An 18,220-nucleotide genomic window follows, 5' to 3' on the forward strand; every position below is an offset into this window, starting at 1 on the left:
GCGCCGATGATCGACAGACGACACCTTCTCGGCACCGGCGGGCTGGCGCTCGCCGGGGTGGTGGGCGGTTGCGCCACAACGCGAGCGCCCTCTCCTGCGTCGGCCAACGCGCCACTCGATCTGATTGCCGATCTTCAGGAACGCAGCTTCCGCTTCTTCTGGGACACCACCGATCCCGCCACAGGGTGGGCGCCCGATCGCTGGCCTACCCCCAGCTTCTCCTCGATCGCCGCGGTCGGGTTCGCGCTCACCGCCTATCCGGTTGGCGTGGTCAACGGCTGGATCACCCGCGAACAGGCCCGCGCCCGCACCCTCGCCACGCTGGAATGGTTCGCCGCCGCACCTCAGGGGTCGGGTGCCGACGATGCCAGTGGCCACAAGGGCTTCTTCTATCACTTCCTGGGCGTGACCAAGGGGTTGCGCTTCGCGCGTGCCGAACTGTCGACGATCGATACCGCGCTGCTGATCGCCGGGGTTTTGTTTGCGGGAACGTGGTTCGACGATCGCACCGATCCTGCCGAGGCGCGGATCAGGACACTTGCCGACCAATTGTATGTCGCGATCGACTGGACGTGGATCGTCCCGCGGCCGCCGTTCCTCTCGATGGGCTGGCACCCGGAAAGCGGCTTCATCCCTTCCGACTGGAATATCTATAATGAGGGGATGCTGATGTACCTCCTCGCGATCGCATCGCCGACGCACCCGCTGCCGCCCGCAACATGGGGTGCGCTGACGCAGCGTTTCGAAGCGGCGTGGACCGATCGCTGGGGCGAACCGTACCTGCATTATCCCCCCCTGTTCGTGCATCAGTACAGCCACGTCTGGATAGATTTCCGCGGCATCCAGGATCCCTTCATCAAGTCGAAGGGTATCGATTATTTCGAGAACAGCCGCCGCGCGGTGCGCAACCAGCGCGCCTATGGCATCGCCAATCCCGGCGGCTGGGTCGGCTATGACAAGGATTGCTGGGGCTGGACCGCATGCGACGGCCCCGGAGATTTCAAGCTGACGCTACGTGGCCGTCAGCGTCAATTCTTCAGCTATTCCGAACGGGGTCCGGGCACGCGCGACGACGGTACGATCGCGCCGACCGCCGCCGCCGGGTCGATCGCTTTCGAACCGGAGCTGGCCGCCACCTGTCTCCGCACGATGCACCAGCGTTACGGCGAAGGAATCTACGGCAAATACGGTTTCCTCGATTCGTTCAATCCGACGCTGACCGACGCGAACGCACCGTTGAAACACGGGCAAATCGTGACTGGCACTGGCTGGGTCGACAAGGATTATCTGGGAATCGATCAGGGTCCGATCGTCGCGATGATCGAGAACCAGCGGACCGGCCTGATCTGGAAGACGATGCAGCGCAATCCGCATCTGCGCCGCGGACTCGAGCGGGCAGGCTTTCGTGGCGGCTGGCTGGGATAACACCTCTTCCAACATTGCGGACCGCCGCCTAGAGAGGATGCATACCCGATCCTCGAAGGGCCTGCATCATGCGTGAAGCTGCGATCGTCTCCACCGCCCGCACCGCCATCGGAAAAGCGTATCGCGGCGCCTTCAATGCGACCGAAGCGCCGGTCCTGGCCGGCCATGTGATGAACGCCGCGGTCGAACGGGCGGGGATAGACCCGGCGCGGATCGACGACATCTTCTGGGGCGTCGGCAATCAATGGGGCACGACCGGCGGCAATGCCGGAAGGATGGCGGTGTTCGCCGCAGGCCTGCCGCAAAGCGTGCCGGCGTTCACGCTCGATCGCAAATGCGGGTCGGGCCTCACCTCCGTGGCATTGGCGGCGCGCACCATTATGTGCGGCGAGGCGGATGTCGCGCTCGCCGGAGGCATGGAATCGATCAGCCATACCGTGACGAAGGACGCGGCCCGCTACGTCAACCGTAGCGTTGTCGACCGGGAACCCGCCGCGTACATCCCGATGATTGAAACGGCCGAGATCGTCGCGCAACGCTACGGGATCACGCGCGCCGCTCAGGACGAATATGCCGCGATGAGCCAGCAACGCGCCGCCGCCGGACTGGCCCGCGGCGCCTTTTTCGAAGAGATCGTGCCGATCACGGTCGAGCGCGCGCTGTTCGACAAGGGTGGCAATCGCACCGGCAGCGAGACGATCACCGTGTCTGCCGACGAAGGCATCCGCGCGGATACGACTGTTGAGGGGCTTGCCGGGTTGAAGACGGTATGGGCCGGCGGTGACTTCACCGGTCCCGGCACCAGCGTCACTGCCGGCAATGCCAGTCAGTTATCCGACGGCGCGTCTGCGCAATTGCTGATGGACCGCGCGACGGCCGAGGCAGAAGGCAAGGATATCCTCGGCATCTACCGCGGCTTCCAGTCCGCGGGCTGCGGTCCGGACGAAATGGGCATCGGCCCCGTCTTCGCCGTACCGAAGCTCCTCGATCGCGCCGGACTGTCGGTGGCGGACATCGGCCTGTGGGAACTCAACGAGGCGTTCGCATCGCAATGCCTGTATTGCCGCGATACGCTGGGGATCGATCCCGACCGCTATAATGTCAACGGCGGTGCGATCGCGGTGGGGCATCCGTTTGGCATGACCGGCAGCCGCCTGATAGGCCATGCCCTGATCGAGGGCCGCAAGCGTGGCGTTCGCTATGTTGTGGTGACGATGTGCACGGCAGGGGGCATGGGAGCGGCCGGGCTGTTCGAGATCGTCTGACGCTGGATGGCGTTTATCGATACCAGCAACGGCGTGGTGTGCCCGTTTTGGACATTGTTCATATTGCTGAGGTAAGGTTCTCCTCATGCGGAGAACACAACGATTAGCCGCGATCATCGCGACCCTGTATTTCGCGGGTCCGGCCGACGCCGGGCCGGATCTGGAGCGTGATCGTATGTATGCAGCGACGGGTGCACGGCAACAGGCGTATTTCGTCGAACGGCTGAAGCGACTGGCCGCCGCCATCGACCGAAGCAGGGGACGCGGAGCCATCGCGCGCGCACCGGCTATGTTCATGCGTCAGGACCTGGATCGCGTCTGGCAGGAACTGAACAGGATACTCGCGCTCGACGGGCGGCTGCGCGCGCAGCAATATGCGAGCTGCGCCGCGATGCTATCCCGAATCGAACGCCGCCTGATCGAGGCCGGGTCGCAACGCGGCACGGCCCCGATCGCTACCGGCGTCAGTCGGCGAACAGCAGGACCGGCGTCTCCAGCTGCTTCTTGAGCGCCTGAACATAGCTGGCCGCGTCCCAGCCGTCGACAACGCGGTGGTCGCAACTGATCGACAGGTTCATCAGCTTCGCGCGCCGGATCTCGTCGCCCCGCCCCGTAAATACCGGGCGTTCCACGATCTTGTTGGGGCCGATGATGGCAACTTCCGGGCGGTTGATGACCGGAGTCGTCGCGATACCGCCGAGCGGTCCCAGAGATGTCACGGTGATCGTACCGTTTCCGAGTTCGTCCGGCTTCAGCTTGTTCGCACGCGCAGCCTCGGCCAGGCGGGTGATCTCGGTCGCGAGTTGCCAGACGTTCTTGTCCTGCGCATCGCGGATCACCGGCACGGTCAGCCCGGCGTCCGTCTGCGCCGCCATGCCGAGGTGGACGCGGCCCGATCGCGTGACCATGCCGGCCTCGTCGTCGTAGCGCGCATTGAGCATCGGGAATTCGGGCAACGTGCGGCAAATCGCGACGATCAGCAGCGGCAGCATCGTCAGCTTCGGGCGTTGGCCACGGTGATCGTTCAGGTCGGCGCGCATCGCCTCCAGCGCGGTGACGTCGATTTCATCGACGTACGTGAAGTGCGGGATGTAGCGCTTCGACGCCGCCATGTTCTCCGCGATGCGACGGCGCATGCCGATGACGCGAACCTGCTCATCGGGGCGCGCGCGCGACGCACCGGGGGACTGATAGCCCTGCCCGGCATTGTAACGCAGATACGCGTCGAGATCGGCGTGGCGCACGCGGTCGACGTCGGTCTTCACCTGGGCAAGGTCGATACCGAGGTCCTTTGCCCGCGCGCGGACTGCGGGCGATGCGAGGACATGCTCCCTCTCCCCTTGTGGCAGAGGGAGGGGGCCGCCAACGGCGGAGGAAGGGTGAGGGGGACTTTGATGGGCGGGCTCGCTTGCGCCACTCCCCCTCAGCTTCCCACTCGACTGCGCCGGGAGAGCCCCTTGCTCTGCCACAAGGGGAGAGGAGATTTTAGCCTCTTCGACCCCTGGGTTCTCCGCCTCATACTGCTGGGCGACCTCGGCCTGCTCCGGGCTGGGCGGCGCAACCACCACGTCGCCATCCTCGTCCGCCGCATCGGTTTCGATGACCACCAGCGCGGCACCGATCGCAACCTGATCGCCGACCTCGCCCGCCAGTTCCACGACTACGCCCGATACCGGCGACTCCATCTCGACCGTCGCCTTGTCCGTCATCATGTCGGCGATGTTCTGGTCTTCCTCGACGCGGTCGCCGATCGCGACGTGCCATGCGACGATCTCGGCCTCGGCGATGCCTTCGCCGATGTCGGGCAGCTTGAAGGTGAAGCGAGCCATTATGCGTCCTTCATGATCTTCTTGAGGGCCTGGCCGATGCGGACCGGCCCCGGAAAATATGCCCATTCCAGGCTGTGTGGATACGGCGTGTCATAGCCGGTGACGCGCTCGATCGGCGCTTCGAGGTGATAGAAGCAGCGCTCCTGCACCAACGCCGACAGCTCCGCGCCGAAACCGCTGGTGCGCGTCGCCTCGTGCACGATCATGCAGCGACCGGTCTTCTTTACCGACGCCTCGATCGTCTCGATATCGAGCGGCACGAGCGTGCGAAGGTCGACGATCTCGGCGTCAACGCCATGCTCGGCCATCACCGCGGTGCAGACGTGCACCATCGTGCCGTAGCAGAGCACGGTCAGCGCCTCGCCCTCTCGCACCACCGCCGCCTTGCCGAGCGGAACCTTGTAGTAACCGGTCGGTACCGCACCGGCGTCATGCTTCGACCAATTCTCGGCCGGCTTGTCCCAATAGCCGTTGAACGGGCCGTTGTAGATGCGCTTGGGTTCAAGAAACAGGACCGGATCGTTATCCTCGATCGCGGCGATCAGCAGCCCCTTGGCGTCATAGGGGGTCGCCGGGATCACCGTCTTCATGCCCGACACGTGCGTGAAGATGCCCTCGGGCGACTGCGAGTGCGTTTGCCCGCCGAAGATGCCGCCGCCGTAGGGCGAGCGGATCGTGATCGGGGAGGTGAACTCGCCTGCCGAGCGATACCGCAGGCGCGCCGCCTCGCTGACCAGCTGGTCGAGCGCAGGGTAGATATAGTCGGCGAACTGGATTTCCGGGACCGGGCGCAGGCCATAGGCACCCATGCCGATCGCAACGCCCATGATGCCCGTCTCGGTGATCGGCGTATCGAACACGCGCGTCTTGCCGTGCTTCGCCTGCAAGCCGGCGGTGGCGCGGAAGACACCGCCGAAATAGCCGACGTCCTCGCCCATCACCAGCACGTTCGGATCGCGGGTCATGCAGATGTCGAGCGCGGAGTTGATCGCCTGGATCATGTTCATGCGGGTGGTGTCGGCCGACGGTTCCGGCATGTCAGGCTGGTCCTGCATCATCGCGCCCTCGCTCACTTGCGTGCCCATGGCCGGCCGCTCGCTTCTTCTTCCGCCATCATCTGGGCCTGCTGTTCGCGCAAATGCCACGGCATCTCCTCGAACACGCCCTCGAACAGGGTATCGAGCGGCTGGTGCAGGCCGTGGCCGAGAATACCGTTCTTCTCGGCTTCCTTCTGCTCGGCCTTGACGTACTCGGCCAATTCCCTGTCCTGCGCCGCGTGGCGCTCCTCGTCCCATTCGCCAATGGTGATGAGGTGGTGCTTCAACCGCGCGACCGGATCGCCCAGCGGCCATGCCGTCGGTTCGCCGGCACTGCGATACTGGGTAGGATCGTCGGAGGTCGAATGACCCTCGGCCCGATAGGTGAAATGCTCGATCAGCGTCGGGCCGGCGTTGGTCCGCGCACGCTCGGCGGCCCACATCGTCGCGGCATAGACCGCCAGCGCATCGTTGCCGTCCACCCGCAGCCCGGCGATGCCGTAGCCGATGGCACGCGCGGCGAAGGTCGTCGCCTCGGCGCCGGCGAACCCGGAAAAGCTGGAGATCGCCCATTGGTTGTTGACGACGTTGAAGATCACCGGCGCGCGATACACCGCGGCAAAGGTGCAGGCGGAATGGAAGTCGCCCTCCGCGGTCGATCCCTCGCCGCACCACACCGCGGCAATCCGCGTGTCGCCCTTTGCGGCGGACGCCATCGCCCACCCGACGGCCTGCGGATATTGCGTGGTGAGGTTGCCCGAGATCGAGAAGAACCCGTGGTCGCGCGCCGAATACATGATCGGCAGCTGCTTGCCCTGCAACTTGTCGCCGCGGTTCGAATAGATCTGGTTCATCATCTCGACCAGCGGATAGCCGCGCGAGATCAGCAGGCCCTGCTGACGATAGGACGGGAAGCACATATCCTCGAAATCGAGCGCCTGCGCCGCGGCGATCGACACCGCCTCCTCGCCTGTCGCTTTCATGTAGAAGCTGGTCTTGCCCTGCCGCTGCGCGCGAAACATTCGCTCGTCGAAGGCACGAAGCAGCGCCATGTTGCGCAACATCCGGCGCAATACATCGGGCGACAGCTTCGGATCCCATGGCCCGACCGCCCTGCCTTCTTCGTCGAGAACACGAACCATCGTGTACGCGAGTTCGGTGAAATCGTGTGCGGAATCCGCAGTATCGGGACGTCGCGCCGAACCAGCAGGCGGCACGTCCACACCGACGAAATCGACGGCATCGCCTGGCCGGAACTTGGGTTCCGGCACGTGCAGCGTAAGCGGCTGCAAATTGGCGCGAGGATGCTCGCTGGCCACGTGTCTCTCTCCTCTACGTCCGGCGAGGGTCGCCGACGCTGTTGATTGATCCTGTTGCGCCGTTGTAATTAAATTTCAAGCGGGTTTTATGGTGCGCGGGACGTACCGAATGGAACGCAGGATGTGCAGCGACGCTCCGAGCTCCTCCCCCGCTAAAGCGAGGGAGGAATCACAGCGACCTACTCCACCGTCTGCTCGATAACGCCAAAGATCGGGTGATGCTTGTCATCCTCCGCCCAGATGCGGATCGTATCCCCCTTCTTCAGGAACGGCGTCACCGGTTTGCCTCCGGCGATCGTCTCGACCGTGCGGATTTCTGCGAGACAGGAATAACCCACGCCACCCGCTTCGATCGTCTGTCCGGCCCCGCCATCCGGTCCGCGGTTCGAAACGGTGCCAGAGCCGACGATCGTTCCGGCCCCCAGCTTCCGCGTCTTCGCCGCATGCGCGACCAGAGTGCCGAAGTCGAAGGTCATGTCCTCACCCGCCTCGGCGCGGCCGAACGGCTTGCCGTTCAGGTCGACCATCAGCCTGCGGTGCAGCTTGCCGCCCTGCCACCACTCGCCCAGCGCATCCGGCGTCACGAACACCGGCGAAAAAGCGCTCGCGGGTTTGGACTGGAAGAACCCGAAACCCTTGGCGAGTTCGCCGGGGATCAGGTTGCGCAAGGACACGTCGTTGGTCAACCCGACCAGTCGTACGGCGGCCAGCGCCTCGTCCCGGCTGGCGCCCAGGGGCACATCGCCGGTGACGACCACCACCTCGCCCTCGAGATCGCATCCCCAGGCCTCGTCGGCGAGCGGGATCGGATCGCGCGGGCCGAGGAAGCCGTCCGATCCGCCCTGGTACATCAGCGGGTCATGCCAGAACGTCTCCGGCATCTCGGCGGCGCGTGCCTGTCGCACCAGCGCGACGTGGTTCACATAGGCCGATCCATCCGCCCATTGATAGGCGCGCGGCAACGGCGCTGCCGCGTCGTGTTCGTGGAACCGTTCGCGCGGGATGACCGCATGCTCCAGATCGGTCGCGAGATTCAGCAGGTCGGGAAGCAGCCGGTCCCAATCGTCGAGCGCCGCTTGCAGGGTCGGCACGATATGGCCTGCGTCGGCATACCAGGCGAGATCGTTCGATACGACGACAAGCTTGCCGTCACGTCCATGCTTCAGGCTGGCGAGTTTCATGCAGGCATCCTCTTGTCGTTGAACTGCCTGTGTATCGGCTCCGCCACGGCCGTGCACCGGAAAAGTAACACGCGATACCTATCGCCATAACATTTGTTACTTTGTACTTGACGGGTGACGCTGGGGTCCGCAGCCTCTCCGCCAAACGGAAGATGGAGAGATCGCCATGACGCTCGACGATGTCGCGGGACGGTTCGCCTATGGCGAGGATCATGAGGCATTCCGCCAGACGGTGCGCAGTTTCCTGCGCAAGGAAGGCGTGCCGAACGTCACCGACTGGGAAGCGAACCGGCTGGTGCCCCCGTCGTTCTGGCGACAGGCGGGCGAGGTCGGCATGCTATGCCCGACGGTGCCCGAGGCATATGGCGGCCTCGGCCTCGACTTCGGCTACAACGCGATCGTCAACGAGGAGCTGACCTACAACGGCGTCCCCGCCGGCTTCACGCTGCAGTCCGACATCGTCGTCGGCTATCTCGAGCATTACGGGTCGGACGAGCAGAAGCGATACTGGCTGCCGCGCATGGTGTCGGGCGAGACGATCAGCGCGATCGCGATGACCGAGCCGGGGACGGGCAGCGACCTTCAGGCGATCCGCACCTCGGCGAAGCGCGACGGCAATCATTACGTCGTCAACGGCAGCAAGACCTACATCACCAACGGCCAGAACGCCGACCTGATCCTGGTCGTCGCCAAGACCGATCCGGCGGCACAACCCGCCTACAAAGGCATGTCGATCATCCTCGTCGAGGCGGACCGCGAAGGCTTTCGCCGCGGCCGCAAGCTCGACAAGATCGGGCAGGAGGCGGCGGACACGTCCGAATTGTTCTTCGACGACGTGCGCGTGCCGATCACCAATTGCCTCGGCGAAGAGGGCAAGGGCTTCGTCTATCTGATGAGTCAGTTGCCACAGGAACGTCTGTCGATCGCGGTCGGCGCACAGGCCTCGTCCCAGAAGGCGTTCGACGAGACGGTCGCCTTCACCAAGGATCGCAAGGCGTTCGCCGGTGTGGTCTTCGATTTCCAGAACACCCGTTTCGTCCTGGCAGAGCTCGCGGCGAAGCTTCAGGTCGGCTGGGCGCATCTCGACTGGGCGATCCGCCGCCATCTGGACGGCAAGTTGACCAACGAGGAGGGCGCCGCGGCGAAGCTGTGGCACACCGACCTGCAATGGGAGGTGATGGACGCCTGCCTCCAGCTGCATGGCGGTGCGGGATATATGAACGAATATCCGATCGCGCGGGCATGGCGCGCCGCGCGGGTCAGTCGCATTTACGGCGGCACGAACGAGATCATGAAGGAGGTGATCGGCCGCAAGCTATAGGCGGGATCGCCCGGCGAGGTCACTATGCCCGGATCGTACCGCTCCGCAATTCCCGGACGACGCTGTCCGTAGACACGCGCAGGCTACGCGCATGCTCCGACAGCCGCGCCGCCGCCTCGCGCACTTCGGCCGACAGCGTGCCGGCGGTGTTCGCCGCCGCGGCGACGTCGCCGATCCGCTCCTCGATCGTCTTCGCGCCCGCCGCCGCCTCTCGCACGCTGCGTTCGATCCGGGTCGCGGCATCGCGCTGGCCCTGCATCGCCGTCCGGATGTCCGCCGTCGCGATCGCCACGCGCGAGACCGCGGCGGATGCCTTGCCGAGATCGTTCGCGGCGGTGTCGACGCCATGTTCGACGCTGGCGATCAGCGCCGCGATCTTGTCCGTCGTGCGGCTGGTCGCGGACGCCAGTTGCTTGACCTCCCCCGCCACCACCGAAAAGCCGACGCCCGCGGCCCCGGCCCGCGCGGCCTCGATCGTCGCGTTCAACGCGAGCAGGTTCGTCTGGGCGGCGATGCCGTTGATTTCGCCGACGAAGCCGTTGATCGCACCGGCACGGACGGCGAGATCCTGCACCGCCCGATCGCCATTGGCGGCATTGTCCTGCGCGGTGACGGTCAAGGCGCTTTGCTCTTCCGCACTGCGCGCGACGCTGGCGATGGTGTTGGCGAGGTCGACCACATCCCGCTGCACGCCGCGTACCGCTTCCGCCGCCTTGGTCGCCCCTGTCGCCGCATCGTTGGCGCGACGGCCGGTATCGGCGGCGATCGCGTTGAGCGACGTCGCCGACCCCTCCAGGCGGCCGGAGGCTTCCTCCAGCGCAACGGCGACCTCGACGACCGTCGCTTCCATGCCGGCAGCAAGCGTCAGCAGCTCGGCATGACGGCGCGCCTTGATCCGGGCTTCCGCTGCATTGCGTTCGCGCCGTTCGTGCATCTCTCTCGCTTCGGCGCTGCGTGCCGCATCAAGTGCGGCAACCGCCCGCTCGCGCGCTTGCGCCGCCACGGCGCGTTCGGTATCCGCCGTCGCCGCCAGCCGCTCGCTTTCGACCCTTGCCACGTCTTGCTTCGTCAGCAGACGCAGCAGTTGCTCCGCCGCATAGCTCAGCGCGATCGTCTGCAAACCGACCGCCGCGGCATGGAATAGGACGCGGCCGGTATCGGTCTGGCCACCGGCGAACACCAACGCCGGCATCACCAGATCCAGCGTCAGATGATGCACGGCGATCAGCACCGCCGCGAGCACGATCGGCCGCCAGTCGCACAGCAGCACGAGCATCGACAGGCCCACGAAGAAGAACATATGGCCGTCCATCTGCCACGGCCCGCCCGCCAGCAATATCACCAGCAGCGCCGGAAGCAGCGCCAGCACGACGGCAATGGACAGCAATGCCGGCAGATCGGCGCGACCCTGCAGCGCCATCCGGGTAGGCAGCAGCAGGAACAGTCCGCCGATCACCGGACAGACGAGCGCGATGCCATGCCCGATCCCGATCGCCATGACGGCGAGCGCCGTGACACAGAGCCACCCGAACAGCACGAGCTTGCGCACACCGCCCGCACGCAAGGCATAGACCGAATCGACCGTCATGCCGCCGCCTCCTTCCCGCAGATCACCGCCGGCGCTCCGAGCGTCAGCACGCCCTTCGAGAGCAACGGCCATGCGAGGCTCATCAGGCGCCCGCGAACCAGCAGACTGCCCCGCGTCGGCCCGGCCGCGACGATCAAAGCGCCATGGCGCACCGCTATGTCCGCCGGGGAGCGGTCAGACCGGAGCGGTACGAGCAACAGATCGCCCTCGATCGGCGGCGCCAGGGCGAATGCGGGGACCAGCACCATCGCTGCCGCCACCTGCCATGCGGTTGCGAGCCAAGGGTATGATCGGGCGTGTCGACCGGAAAGAACCATAATGGTCACATACGGCCAGGCTGGTTTCCCGAAGGTAAACGCCGCGCCAACCAACAGCGGCTAACGGTCCGTCGACACTACATAAAAGACGGCGTCGACGTGCTGCACTGCGCTATTTCCCGCATTGTTGCGCCGCCGGTTTGCAAGACGCGTTTGCTGAATATCCGGCCGGTCGCATGCATGACGGACGGCCAAAATCCCATACGGCAGACAGCAGGATGGCTCCGATGCGAGCATCGGAGCCATCACGTTGCGTTCGGCTGTCACATGCGGTCGCTCGCCCGGGCAAGGCAGCGACCGCATGTGGCTATGCCGCGATCAGAACTTGAACTTGACCGCGCCGCGATACGCCTGGTTGCGGACGTCGTCGCGTTCGATCGTCGTGTCCGCGCTCAGCGACAGTTCGAACATGCCGCTCGAATAGGACAGCCCCGCCGCGATCTCGCCCCAGTTGCGATCCTGGCTCGTCAGCGCGAAGCCCGCCGGCGCGGTGCCGCCGAAGAAGTTCGCGGTGAACACACCCGGCTGGTTCTTGAAGTCGTGGACGAAATAGGCCGAGGCGAACGGCTTGAGCACCTGACCACCCGCGATCTGCAACCCTGCACGACCCTGATGGCTTTCCAGTTCGTACCGGTCGAACCGCAGCGCACCGTTCCCGCCGGTCTCCACCGTCGGGGTGAAGCCGACGCGGTTGATCCGGCCGGCGACGCGCGGCCCGATCTGGAAACCGCCGACGTCGAACATCTGCGCCACACCGACCTCCGCCGACACCGCGAGCGCATTGTCGCGACTGCGCAGGTTCGACGTGGTGCCGACGATCGACACGGTGCGATTGGTGCGTGCCTGGAACACGCCGCCGCTCACCTGTGCGTCGAGCACCTGACCGCTCGGGCTCTGCGCCTTGGCGAACAGCGTTCCCTGGAACAGCTCGCCACGCGCGCTCTGCGCCACGCCGCCGGTGCTGCCGTCGAGCTTGGTGTAGCCGAAGCCGAAGCCGATCACGCCATTGTCGCCGGCCTTCGCCTCGATCCCGCTGACCACATAGAAGCCGTCGAAATCGTCACGGCCACCGAATGGCCGTGCATCGCGCAGGCTGCGGCTGTCGCCGTCGACATAGCCGCCTGCGATGAAGACGTTGACGTTCTCGGGCAGCACGCCCTCGCGGACCGTGGTCGACGTCGTGTCGCTCGCGGTCGCCTGCGTCGCCGGCAGGTCGCTCGCCATCAGCGAGGCAAACTGCAACGGCTGACCGGTCATGGTCAGCGTTCCGCCCATCGTTTCGCTGGCGTCGATACCGGCGAGGTGCTGGCGATAGAAGCGCGACATATTCTCGGTCGCGACCGTGGCCATGCCGAACTTCAGCGGCGTGGTGCGCGGCGCGAAGCCTTCCAGCGTCGACTGGATCGTCGCCGCATTCTGAAGGTCAAGGATGCCGTACAGGCCGGACAGGCTGCCATAGTTCGCGGCGCGGTTACGATCGAGCAGGCCGGCGAACGCGGTCTGGATCGGCGTGGCGGCGACGACGCTGGCATAGGTGCCCGCGACGATCCGCGCCTGTACGCTGTTCGCCGAATAGACGAACTGCGGGGTCAGGATCGCGGACAAGGCGGCCGGCGACTGGAACGTGCCGGAGATGCCGCCCGCGGCGGTCAGGATGGTGTAGACGTCGTTGAAGCGGATCGTGTGTCCGGCCACCGCGGCGAAGCCGACGCGTCCACCGATGTTGGCGAGACCATCGGTGGTGCCGTTGCGGACCACGGCGATGCTGTCCGACGATCCGTTCGGACCGACATCCACCAGCACCGTGCTGGCCGATGCCAGGATCAAGTTGCCGCCGACGGTCAGCGTGCCGATCGTCCCCGTCGTCCCCGGCGCGATCATGCCCGACACGTTGGTGAGGAACGGCGCATTGAACCGGCCGGAACCGGTGATCATGCCACCCAGGTTCATGTAGTCGCCGCGGCTGTTGATGATGCCGTTGTTGTCGACGACGCCGGTCACCTGCGTGACGCCCATCAGGCTGGTCAGCGATCCGCCGGACGTGACCGCAAGCCGGGCGGTGCTGCCCGCGACGGTGAAGCGATCGATCGTCACCGCGGTGTTGAGCGTCGTCGTTCCCGCGGCCGTCAGCGAGACGTCGTAATAGCGCGCGCTCACCTTCGTCACCCGGTTCGGATCGACGTTGTTGGGGACGAAGTTGGTCGCACCGGGCAGACCGTTGGCCGGCGTCGGCGCTGGAGTTGCGACGACGGCCAACGGAGCGGCCTCGCCGGCCTGTGCGACGTTCTCTCCCCCGACCAGCAGCGATGCGTCGGCGCGCGTCGGCTGGCTGGCGTTCTCGACCCCGATCCCGGTGCCGACGATCGCAGCCGTATCGGCGTTGGTTGCCGGAACCGTGCCCGATCCCGCGACCGGCTGGCCGTTGATGAACTCGATGCCGGTCTTGAGATCCTGACAGTCACTGACCGTCGCGGTCTCGAAGCAGACCTTGCCGAACTTGTTGGCGTCCCCCGCGATGCCCGCACCCGTCAGGGTCGGCAGGCCGTTCGCCAGCTGGCCGTTGACGATCACCTGATAATTGGGATCGAGCGCCGTCACCCAGCGCGACGCGTCCGTCCACAGGCCGTCGCCGGCCTTGGTCTGCGCATAGCGATAGGGATTGTTCGCGACCACATAGTCCCAGAACAGGTAGAGCGGCTGGTAGAAGCTTTCCGTTCCGTACGAGCCGAACGGCTGCGCGGCATAGAACCGGCTGCCACCCGACAGCACGCCGATCACGACCTGCTTCGCGAACGCCCGGTCGAGGATCAGCGGGCCACCCGAATCGCCGCCTGCCGTGGTGCCCTCGTTGGGCAGCGCGTTGTCCTTGAACAGGTTGAAGTCGTACGGGCTCTTGGCGGCCGTGCCACGACGCGGATCGTCCATGTCGAGCTGGTACAGGTTCTGCGGCAGGCCGCTGGTCGAACCGAAGATGAAGGCATCGCGATCGTTGAACGATCCGAGGATACCGATCGTGTTCTCGGCGATACGGCGGCGGTAATCGACGGCCAGCGTGTCGCCGGTGGTCGTCGTCGCGGTGCCGCTGCGCCCATAACCGGTGATCGTGACGTGATAGCCGGTTCCGGTAGTGTCGCTGATCGACGCAGGGGCCGGCAGAGCGGAGAACAGCAGCGCCCAGGTCGGCACGTTCGCCGCTGGCGTATCGAGCGTCGCGATCGCGACGTCCGCCTGCAGGAAGTTCTGTGCGAGACCGAGCTTCAGCGAGTCGGCGTTATAGACGACCTGATTCACGTTATAGAGGAAATTGGAGGTGCTGGTTTTGAACTGGTTGGCGTTGGCCGCGCCGGTGGCCGTCGTCGCCAGATACCAGTCGCGCACTGCGGGCAGGTTATTCGCCTGGAAACCGAAGGCGATCGGGATGCCGCCGCCGGCGGAGCCATACTGCCACGGGTCCTGCGCGCCGGTGCCTGCGCTGTTCTCGTTGACGCAATGCGCGGCGAAGATCACGGTGCGCGGGTTGATGAGCGTGCCGGTGCAGACGCCGATGCCGTCGGCATAGGCGATCGTCATGTTGCCGACGCCGTTGACGCTGGTGCCGAGATCGAGCGACGTCGTCGACGTGCCCGGCTGGCGGATGACGATGTTCGGCTCGTTCTGCAGCGACGACAGCGGCAGCGCGCGGTTCTGCTCGACCATCGCGCCGAGGTTCGCGAGCGGCGTCAGCGTCACGCCCTGTGCGATGTTGTCGACGAACACCGGCCGCTCCGAGTGGGCGATCGTGTCCAGACCGGAGATCGAAAGCCGGCCGGTGGCCTGCGCGACATTTTCCACCGATGTCGGTGCGACCTGCGCATGCGCCATCGTCGGCAGCGCGATCAGAGCAGTGGATGCGAGAAGCGCGCGGCGCGCGGCGCCACGGATTGCGGTGTCAGCCATCGTCGTATTAAACCCCTGTTTATCCGCCGCTCTCCCAAGCGGCTTATCGGATGGCGGCGACCGTATCGGTGGGCCGATGCGTGTCAAGGCAAGAAGCCGGCCGGGCGGGCTTTCGAACCAGATCGGACCAGAGTGTTGATAGAGTGCAACACTTCATGTTGGTCGCGTAACGGCTTTCGGCATCCGTCTTGACTTTTGCCGCAGCGCAGCGCACATGGCGCTCAATCGAGGCGTCATGCAGCGTGAACGGGTCGGCCTAGCGCCAACCCCGGCTCCGCCTCGGTCGATACGCTCAGGGCTTCCCTATTCACGCGGGGTGTCAGTTTCCCCCGCCCCCTGCGAGCCGTTTCCACCCATGGATTCCGGCGCGCGGGTCAGGCCCCGTTTTGAAGGCTAACTACCCATGTCATTCGCCAACCTCGGCCTCGCCGAGCCCCTCGTCCGTGCGCTCGAAGCCAAGGGCTACACCACCCCCACCCCGATCCAGGCGCAGTCGATCCCGATCCTGCTTGAAGGCGGCGACCTGCTCGGCATCGCGCAGACCGGCACCGGCAAGACCGCCGCGTTCGTGCTGCCGTCGATTCAGCGCCTGACCGAGAACCAGAAGCGCGTGCTGCCGACGCATTGCCGCATGCTCGTCCTTGCGCCGACGCGCGAACTCGCCAGCCAGATCGCCGACAATGCGCGCGGCTACGGCCAGTTCAGCAAGCTGTCGGTCGCAACCGTGTTCGGCGGCACCAGCATCAACAAGAACCGTCAGGACCTCAGCCGCGGCGTCGACATCCTCGTCGCCACGCCGGGCCGCCTGATCGATCTGGTCGAGCAGGGCATGTGCAACCTGTCGATGATCGAGATCCTGGTGCTCGACGAAGCCGACCAGATGATGGACCTCGGCTTCATCCACGCGCTCAAGAAGATCGTGCGGATGATCCCGCGCAAGCGCCAGACCCTGTTCTTCTCGGCGACGATGCCGGTCGCGATCCGCGAGCTGGCCAACCAGTTCCTGCATGAGCCTAAGACGGTGTCGGTCGTCCCCGCATCGACCACCGCCGAGCGCGTCGACCAGTACGTCACCTTCGTCAACCAGTCGGAGAAGCAGGCGCTGCTGACGATCGTGTTGCAGGACCCGACGATCAATCGCGCATTGGTCTTCACCCGCACCAAGCACGGCGCCGACCGCGTCGTGAAGCTGCTGGCGGGCAACGGCATTCCGGCGAACGCGATCCACGGCAACAAGAGCCAGGGCCAGCGCGAGCGCGCATTGGGCGAGTTCAAGGACGGCAAGACCAAGGTGCTGGTCGCCACCGACATCGCCGCGCGCGGCATCGACGTGTCGGGCGTCAGCCACGTCATCAACTTCGAACTGCCGAACGTCGCCGAGCAATACGTCCACCGCATCGGCCGCACCGCGCGTGCGGGTGCCAGCGGCATCGCTGTCGCGTTCTGCGCGGATGACGAGCGTCCGTACCTGAAGGATATCGAGAAGCTGACCCGCCAGAAGGTTGCCGTGCAGCCGCTGCCGGAGAACTTCCAGGGACTGTCGAACGAGATCAAGGCGACCCGCGTCAAGGCGATCGGTGCCGATCCCGCCCCGCGCGCCGACCTGCCGCGCGGCCAGCGCCAGCCGGCGCGGCCGCGCGCGACGCATGCGCCGACCGCAACGCGCAACTACGCCAACGCCAGCCGTGGCGGTCAGCGTAGCGGTAGCGGCGGTGGTTCGGGTGGTGGCGGTCGCGGCCGTTCGGGCGGCGGTGGTGGTCGCGGCCAGGGCAGCGGCGCGGCGCGCTGATCCTTCTTCCCTGCTGACGCATGACGGCCCGGTGAGCTTCGCTTGCCGGGCCGTTTGCTTTGGGCTCGCAACCGACGTGAACCTCAGGCATTCTCCCGTCGAAGGAGAGCCAATATGGACGTGTCCACCACGCCGATCGCCGAACGGATCGCCCGCGTACTTGCCGGGCAGCGGATAAGCGTCAACGCCGGCGGCGACGCCGAGAGCGCCGGGGATCAGGTGGACAGCGCGTGGCGCGATTACCTGCCTGATGCGCTGGCCGTGTTGCGGACGCTACGCGAGCCGGATCAGGCAATGGCCGCGGCGGGTGATCCGGCAGTATGGGAGCGGATGGTGCTGGCAGCGATCAAGGAGTCGAAGCCGGTCAGCGTGGTTCTGTAGCTCCGCGGTCGCCCCAACGCTTCCGTCACCCCGGACTAGTTCCGGAGTGACGAAGGATGTTCGGTGGGCCTTTACGCCCAAACATCACAGTTGCCACTCACGCAACGACGCTCAGCCACTCCCCCGCATCCGCCCTCTCGCTCCGCAGCGCATTGGCCGGCGCATCGATGTCCTCGAACCCGATCGCCACGCCACAGAACAGCATCCGTCCCTCCGGCAGCCCAAGCGTCACCCCCACCGTCCCCGGAAACATCGCCCAGCATTCCTGCGGACACGTCGCCAGCCCCGCCTCCACCGCAAGCAGCATCAGCGTCTGGAGGTACATGCCGAGGTCCGACCATTGCGGCGGCCCCATTTCCCGGTCGACCGAACAGAAATACGCCGCCGGCGCCCCGAAGAAGCGGAAGTTCTCCGCGAACCAGCGCCGCCGGGCATCCCGATCCGCCCGCGGGATGCCGAGGTGGCCGTACAGCGCCTCCCCCACCTCCGAGCGCCGCGCGCGATAAGGATCATCCAGCTCTAGCGGATAGACCGCATAGCCCGGCGTCTCCGTCTCGCCGCGCATCAGCTTCGCCGCGACAATAGCCTTCAGTCGCGCCAGAGCTTCGCCGTGAACGATATGCACGTGCCACGGCTGCAGGTTGCCCCCGGACGGCGCCCGCGCCGCCGCCTCCGCCAGCCCGCGCAGCGTCGCCAGCTCGACCGGCGTATCCAGGAACCCGCGCACCGATCGCCGCGCCTGCACCGCGTCCCGCACATCCATATCGATCCCCTTGCGCTTCGCCGCCGATTACGCGACACAGCACCACAATAACAAGAGTTATGGAGAGAG

At 65.9% G+C, this 18,220-nt stretch carries 14 protein-coding genes; 6 read left to right on the forward strand and 8 right to left on the reverse strand.

The genetic code is table 11. From position 1 onward, the window contains the following. Positions 1-6: 6 nt before the first annotated feature. The 3 genes from NF699_06890 to NF699_06900 all read left to right on the forward strand — a co-directional run bounded on the left by NF699_06890 (position 7) and on the right by NF699_06900 (position 3,198). Positions 7-1,425, forward strand: coding sequence for a Tat pathway signal protein (locus NF699_06890; protein ID USU06379.1), 1,419 nt, complete (start codon positions 7-9; stop codon positions 1,423-1,425). A 68-nt stretch (positions 1,426-1,493) separates the two neighbouring features. Next, on the forward strand, positions 1,494-2,690 hold the full coding sequence (locus NF699_06895) for an acetyl-CoA C-acyltransferase (GenBank protein ID USU06380.1): 1,197 nt from the start codon (positions 1,494-1,496) through the stop codon (positions 2,688-2,690). Between the two features lie 85 nt (positions 2,691-2,775). Further along, a complete protein-coding gene (locus tag NF699_06900; protein USU06381.1) occupies positions 2,776-3,198 on the forward strand; it encodes a hypothetical protein in 423 nt (140 codons plus the stop codon). Here NF699_06900 and NF699_06905 read toward each other — a convergent pair. The 4 genes from NF699_06905 to NF699_06920 all read right to left on the reverse strand — a co-directional run bounded on the left by NF699_06905 (position 3,155) and on the right by NF699_06920 (position 8,056). Next, the gene (locus tag NF699_06905; protein USU06382.1) at positions 3,155-4,519 is read right to left on the reverse strand and encodes a 2-oxo acid dehydrogenase subunit E2; all 1,365 of its coding nucleotides are present in this window, start codon (positions 4,517-4,519) and stop codon (positions 3,155-3,157) included. The two genes, NF699_06900 and NF699_06905, sit on opposite strands and share 44 nt — an antisense overlap. Further along, positions 4,519-5,526 carry an alpha-ketoacid dehydrogenase subunit beta gene (locus tag NF699_06910; GenBank protein ID USU07023.1) on the reverse strand — a complete coding sequence of 336 codons (1,008 nt, stop codon included), beginning with the start codon at positions 5,524-5,526 and terminating at the stop codon, positions 4,519-4,521. Before NF699_06910 ends, NF699_06905 begins: the two co-directional genes overlap by 1 nt. A gap of 62 nt (positions 5,527-5,588) precedes the next feature. Beyond that, positions 5,589-6,875, reverse strand: a complete 1,287-nt coding sequence (locus NF699_06915; protein USU06383.1) for a 3-methyl-2-oxobutanoate dehydrogenase (2-methylpropanoyl-transferring) subunit alpha — start codon at positions 6,873-6,875, stop codon at positions 5,589-5,591. A 179-nt stretch (positions 6,876-7,054) separates the two neighbouring features. Further along, positions 7,055-8,056, reverse strand: a complete 1,002-nt coding sequence (locus tag NF699_06920) for a fumarylacetoacetate hydrolase family protein (GenBank protein ID USU06384.1) — start codon at positions 8,054-8,056, stop codon at positions 7,055-7,057. A 166-nt stretch (positions 8,057-8,222) separates the two neighbouring features. Between NF699_06920 and NF699_06925 the strand changes: the two genes are divergently transcribed. Then, on the forward strand, positions 8,223-9,377 hold the full coding sequence (locus NF699_06925) for an acyl-CoA dehydrogenase family protein (protein USU06385.1): 1,155 nt from the start codon (positions 8,223-8,225) through the stop codon (positions 9,375-9,377). 22 nt (positions 9,378-9,399) lie between these two features. Here the strand turns inward: NF699_06925 and NF699_06930 are convergent, their stop codons facing one another. The 3 genes from NF699_06930 to NF699_06940 all read right to left on the reverse strand — a co-directional run bounded on the left by NF699_06930 (position 9,400) and on the right by NF699_06940 (position 15,218). Beyond that, entirely contained in the window at positions 9,400-10,965 is a 1,566-nt protein-coding gene (locus NF699_06930) for a methyl-accepting chemotaxis protein (protein USU06386.1), read from the reverse strand. Beyond that, positions 10,962-11,225, reverse strand: a complete 264-nt coding sequence (locus NF699_06935; protein ID USU06387.1) for a hypothetical protein — start codon at positions 11,223-11,225, stop codon at positions 10,962-10,964. Before NF699_06935 ends, NF699_06930 begins: the two co-directional genes overlap by 4 nt. Positions 11,226-11,600: 375 nt before the next feature. Continuing rightward, entirely contained in the window at positions 11,601-15,218 is a 3,618-nt protein-coding gene (locus tag NF699_06940; protein USU06388.1) for an autotransporter domain-containing protein, read from the reverse strand. Between the two features lie 403 nt (positions 15,219-15,621). Here NF699_06940 and NF699_06945 point away from each other — a divergent pair, with 403 nt between their 5' ends. Beyond that, complete coding sequence (locus tag NF699_06945; GenBank protein USU06389.1) at positions 15,622-17,007, forward strand: DEAD/DEAH box helicase; 1,386 nt, start codon at positions 15,622-15,624, stop codon at positions 17,005-17,007. A gap of 114 nt (positions 17,008-17,121) precedes the next feature. After that, positions 17,122-17,388, forward strand: a complete 267-nt coding sequence (locus tag NF699_06950; protein ID USU06390.1) for a hypothetical protein — start codon at positions 17,122-17,124, stop codon at positions 17,386-17,388. A gap of 97 nt (positions 17,389-17,485) precedes the next feature. Here NF699_06950 and NF699_06955 read toward each other — a convergent pair whose 3' ends face one another. Next, the gene (locus NF699_06955) at positions 17,486-18,151 is read right to left on the reverse strand and encodes a nitroreductase (protein ID USU06391.1); all 666 of its coding nucleotides are present in this window, start codon (positions 18,149-18,151) and stop codon (positions 17,486-17,488) included. Positions 18,152-18,220: the final 69 nt, after the last annotated feature.

It is taken from the genome of Sphingomonadaceae bacterium OTU29LAMAA1 (assembly GCA_024072375.1).
GTDB lineage: Bacteria > Pseudomonadota > Alphaproteobacteria > Sphingomonadales > Sphingomonadaceae > Sphingomonas.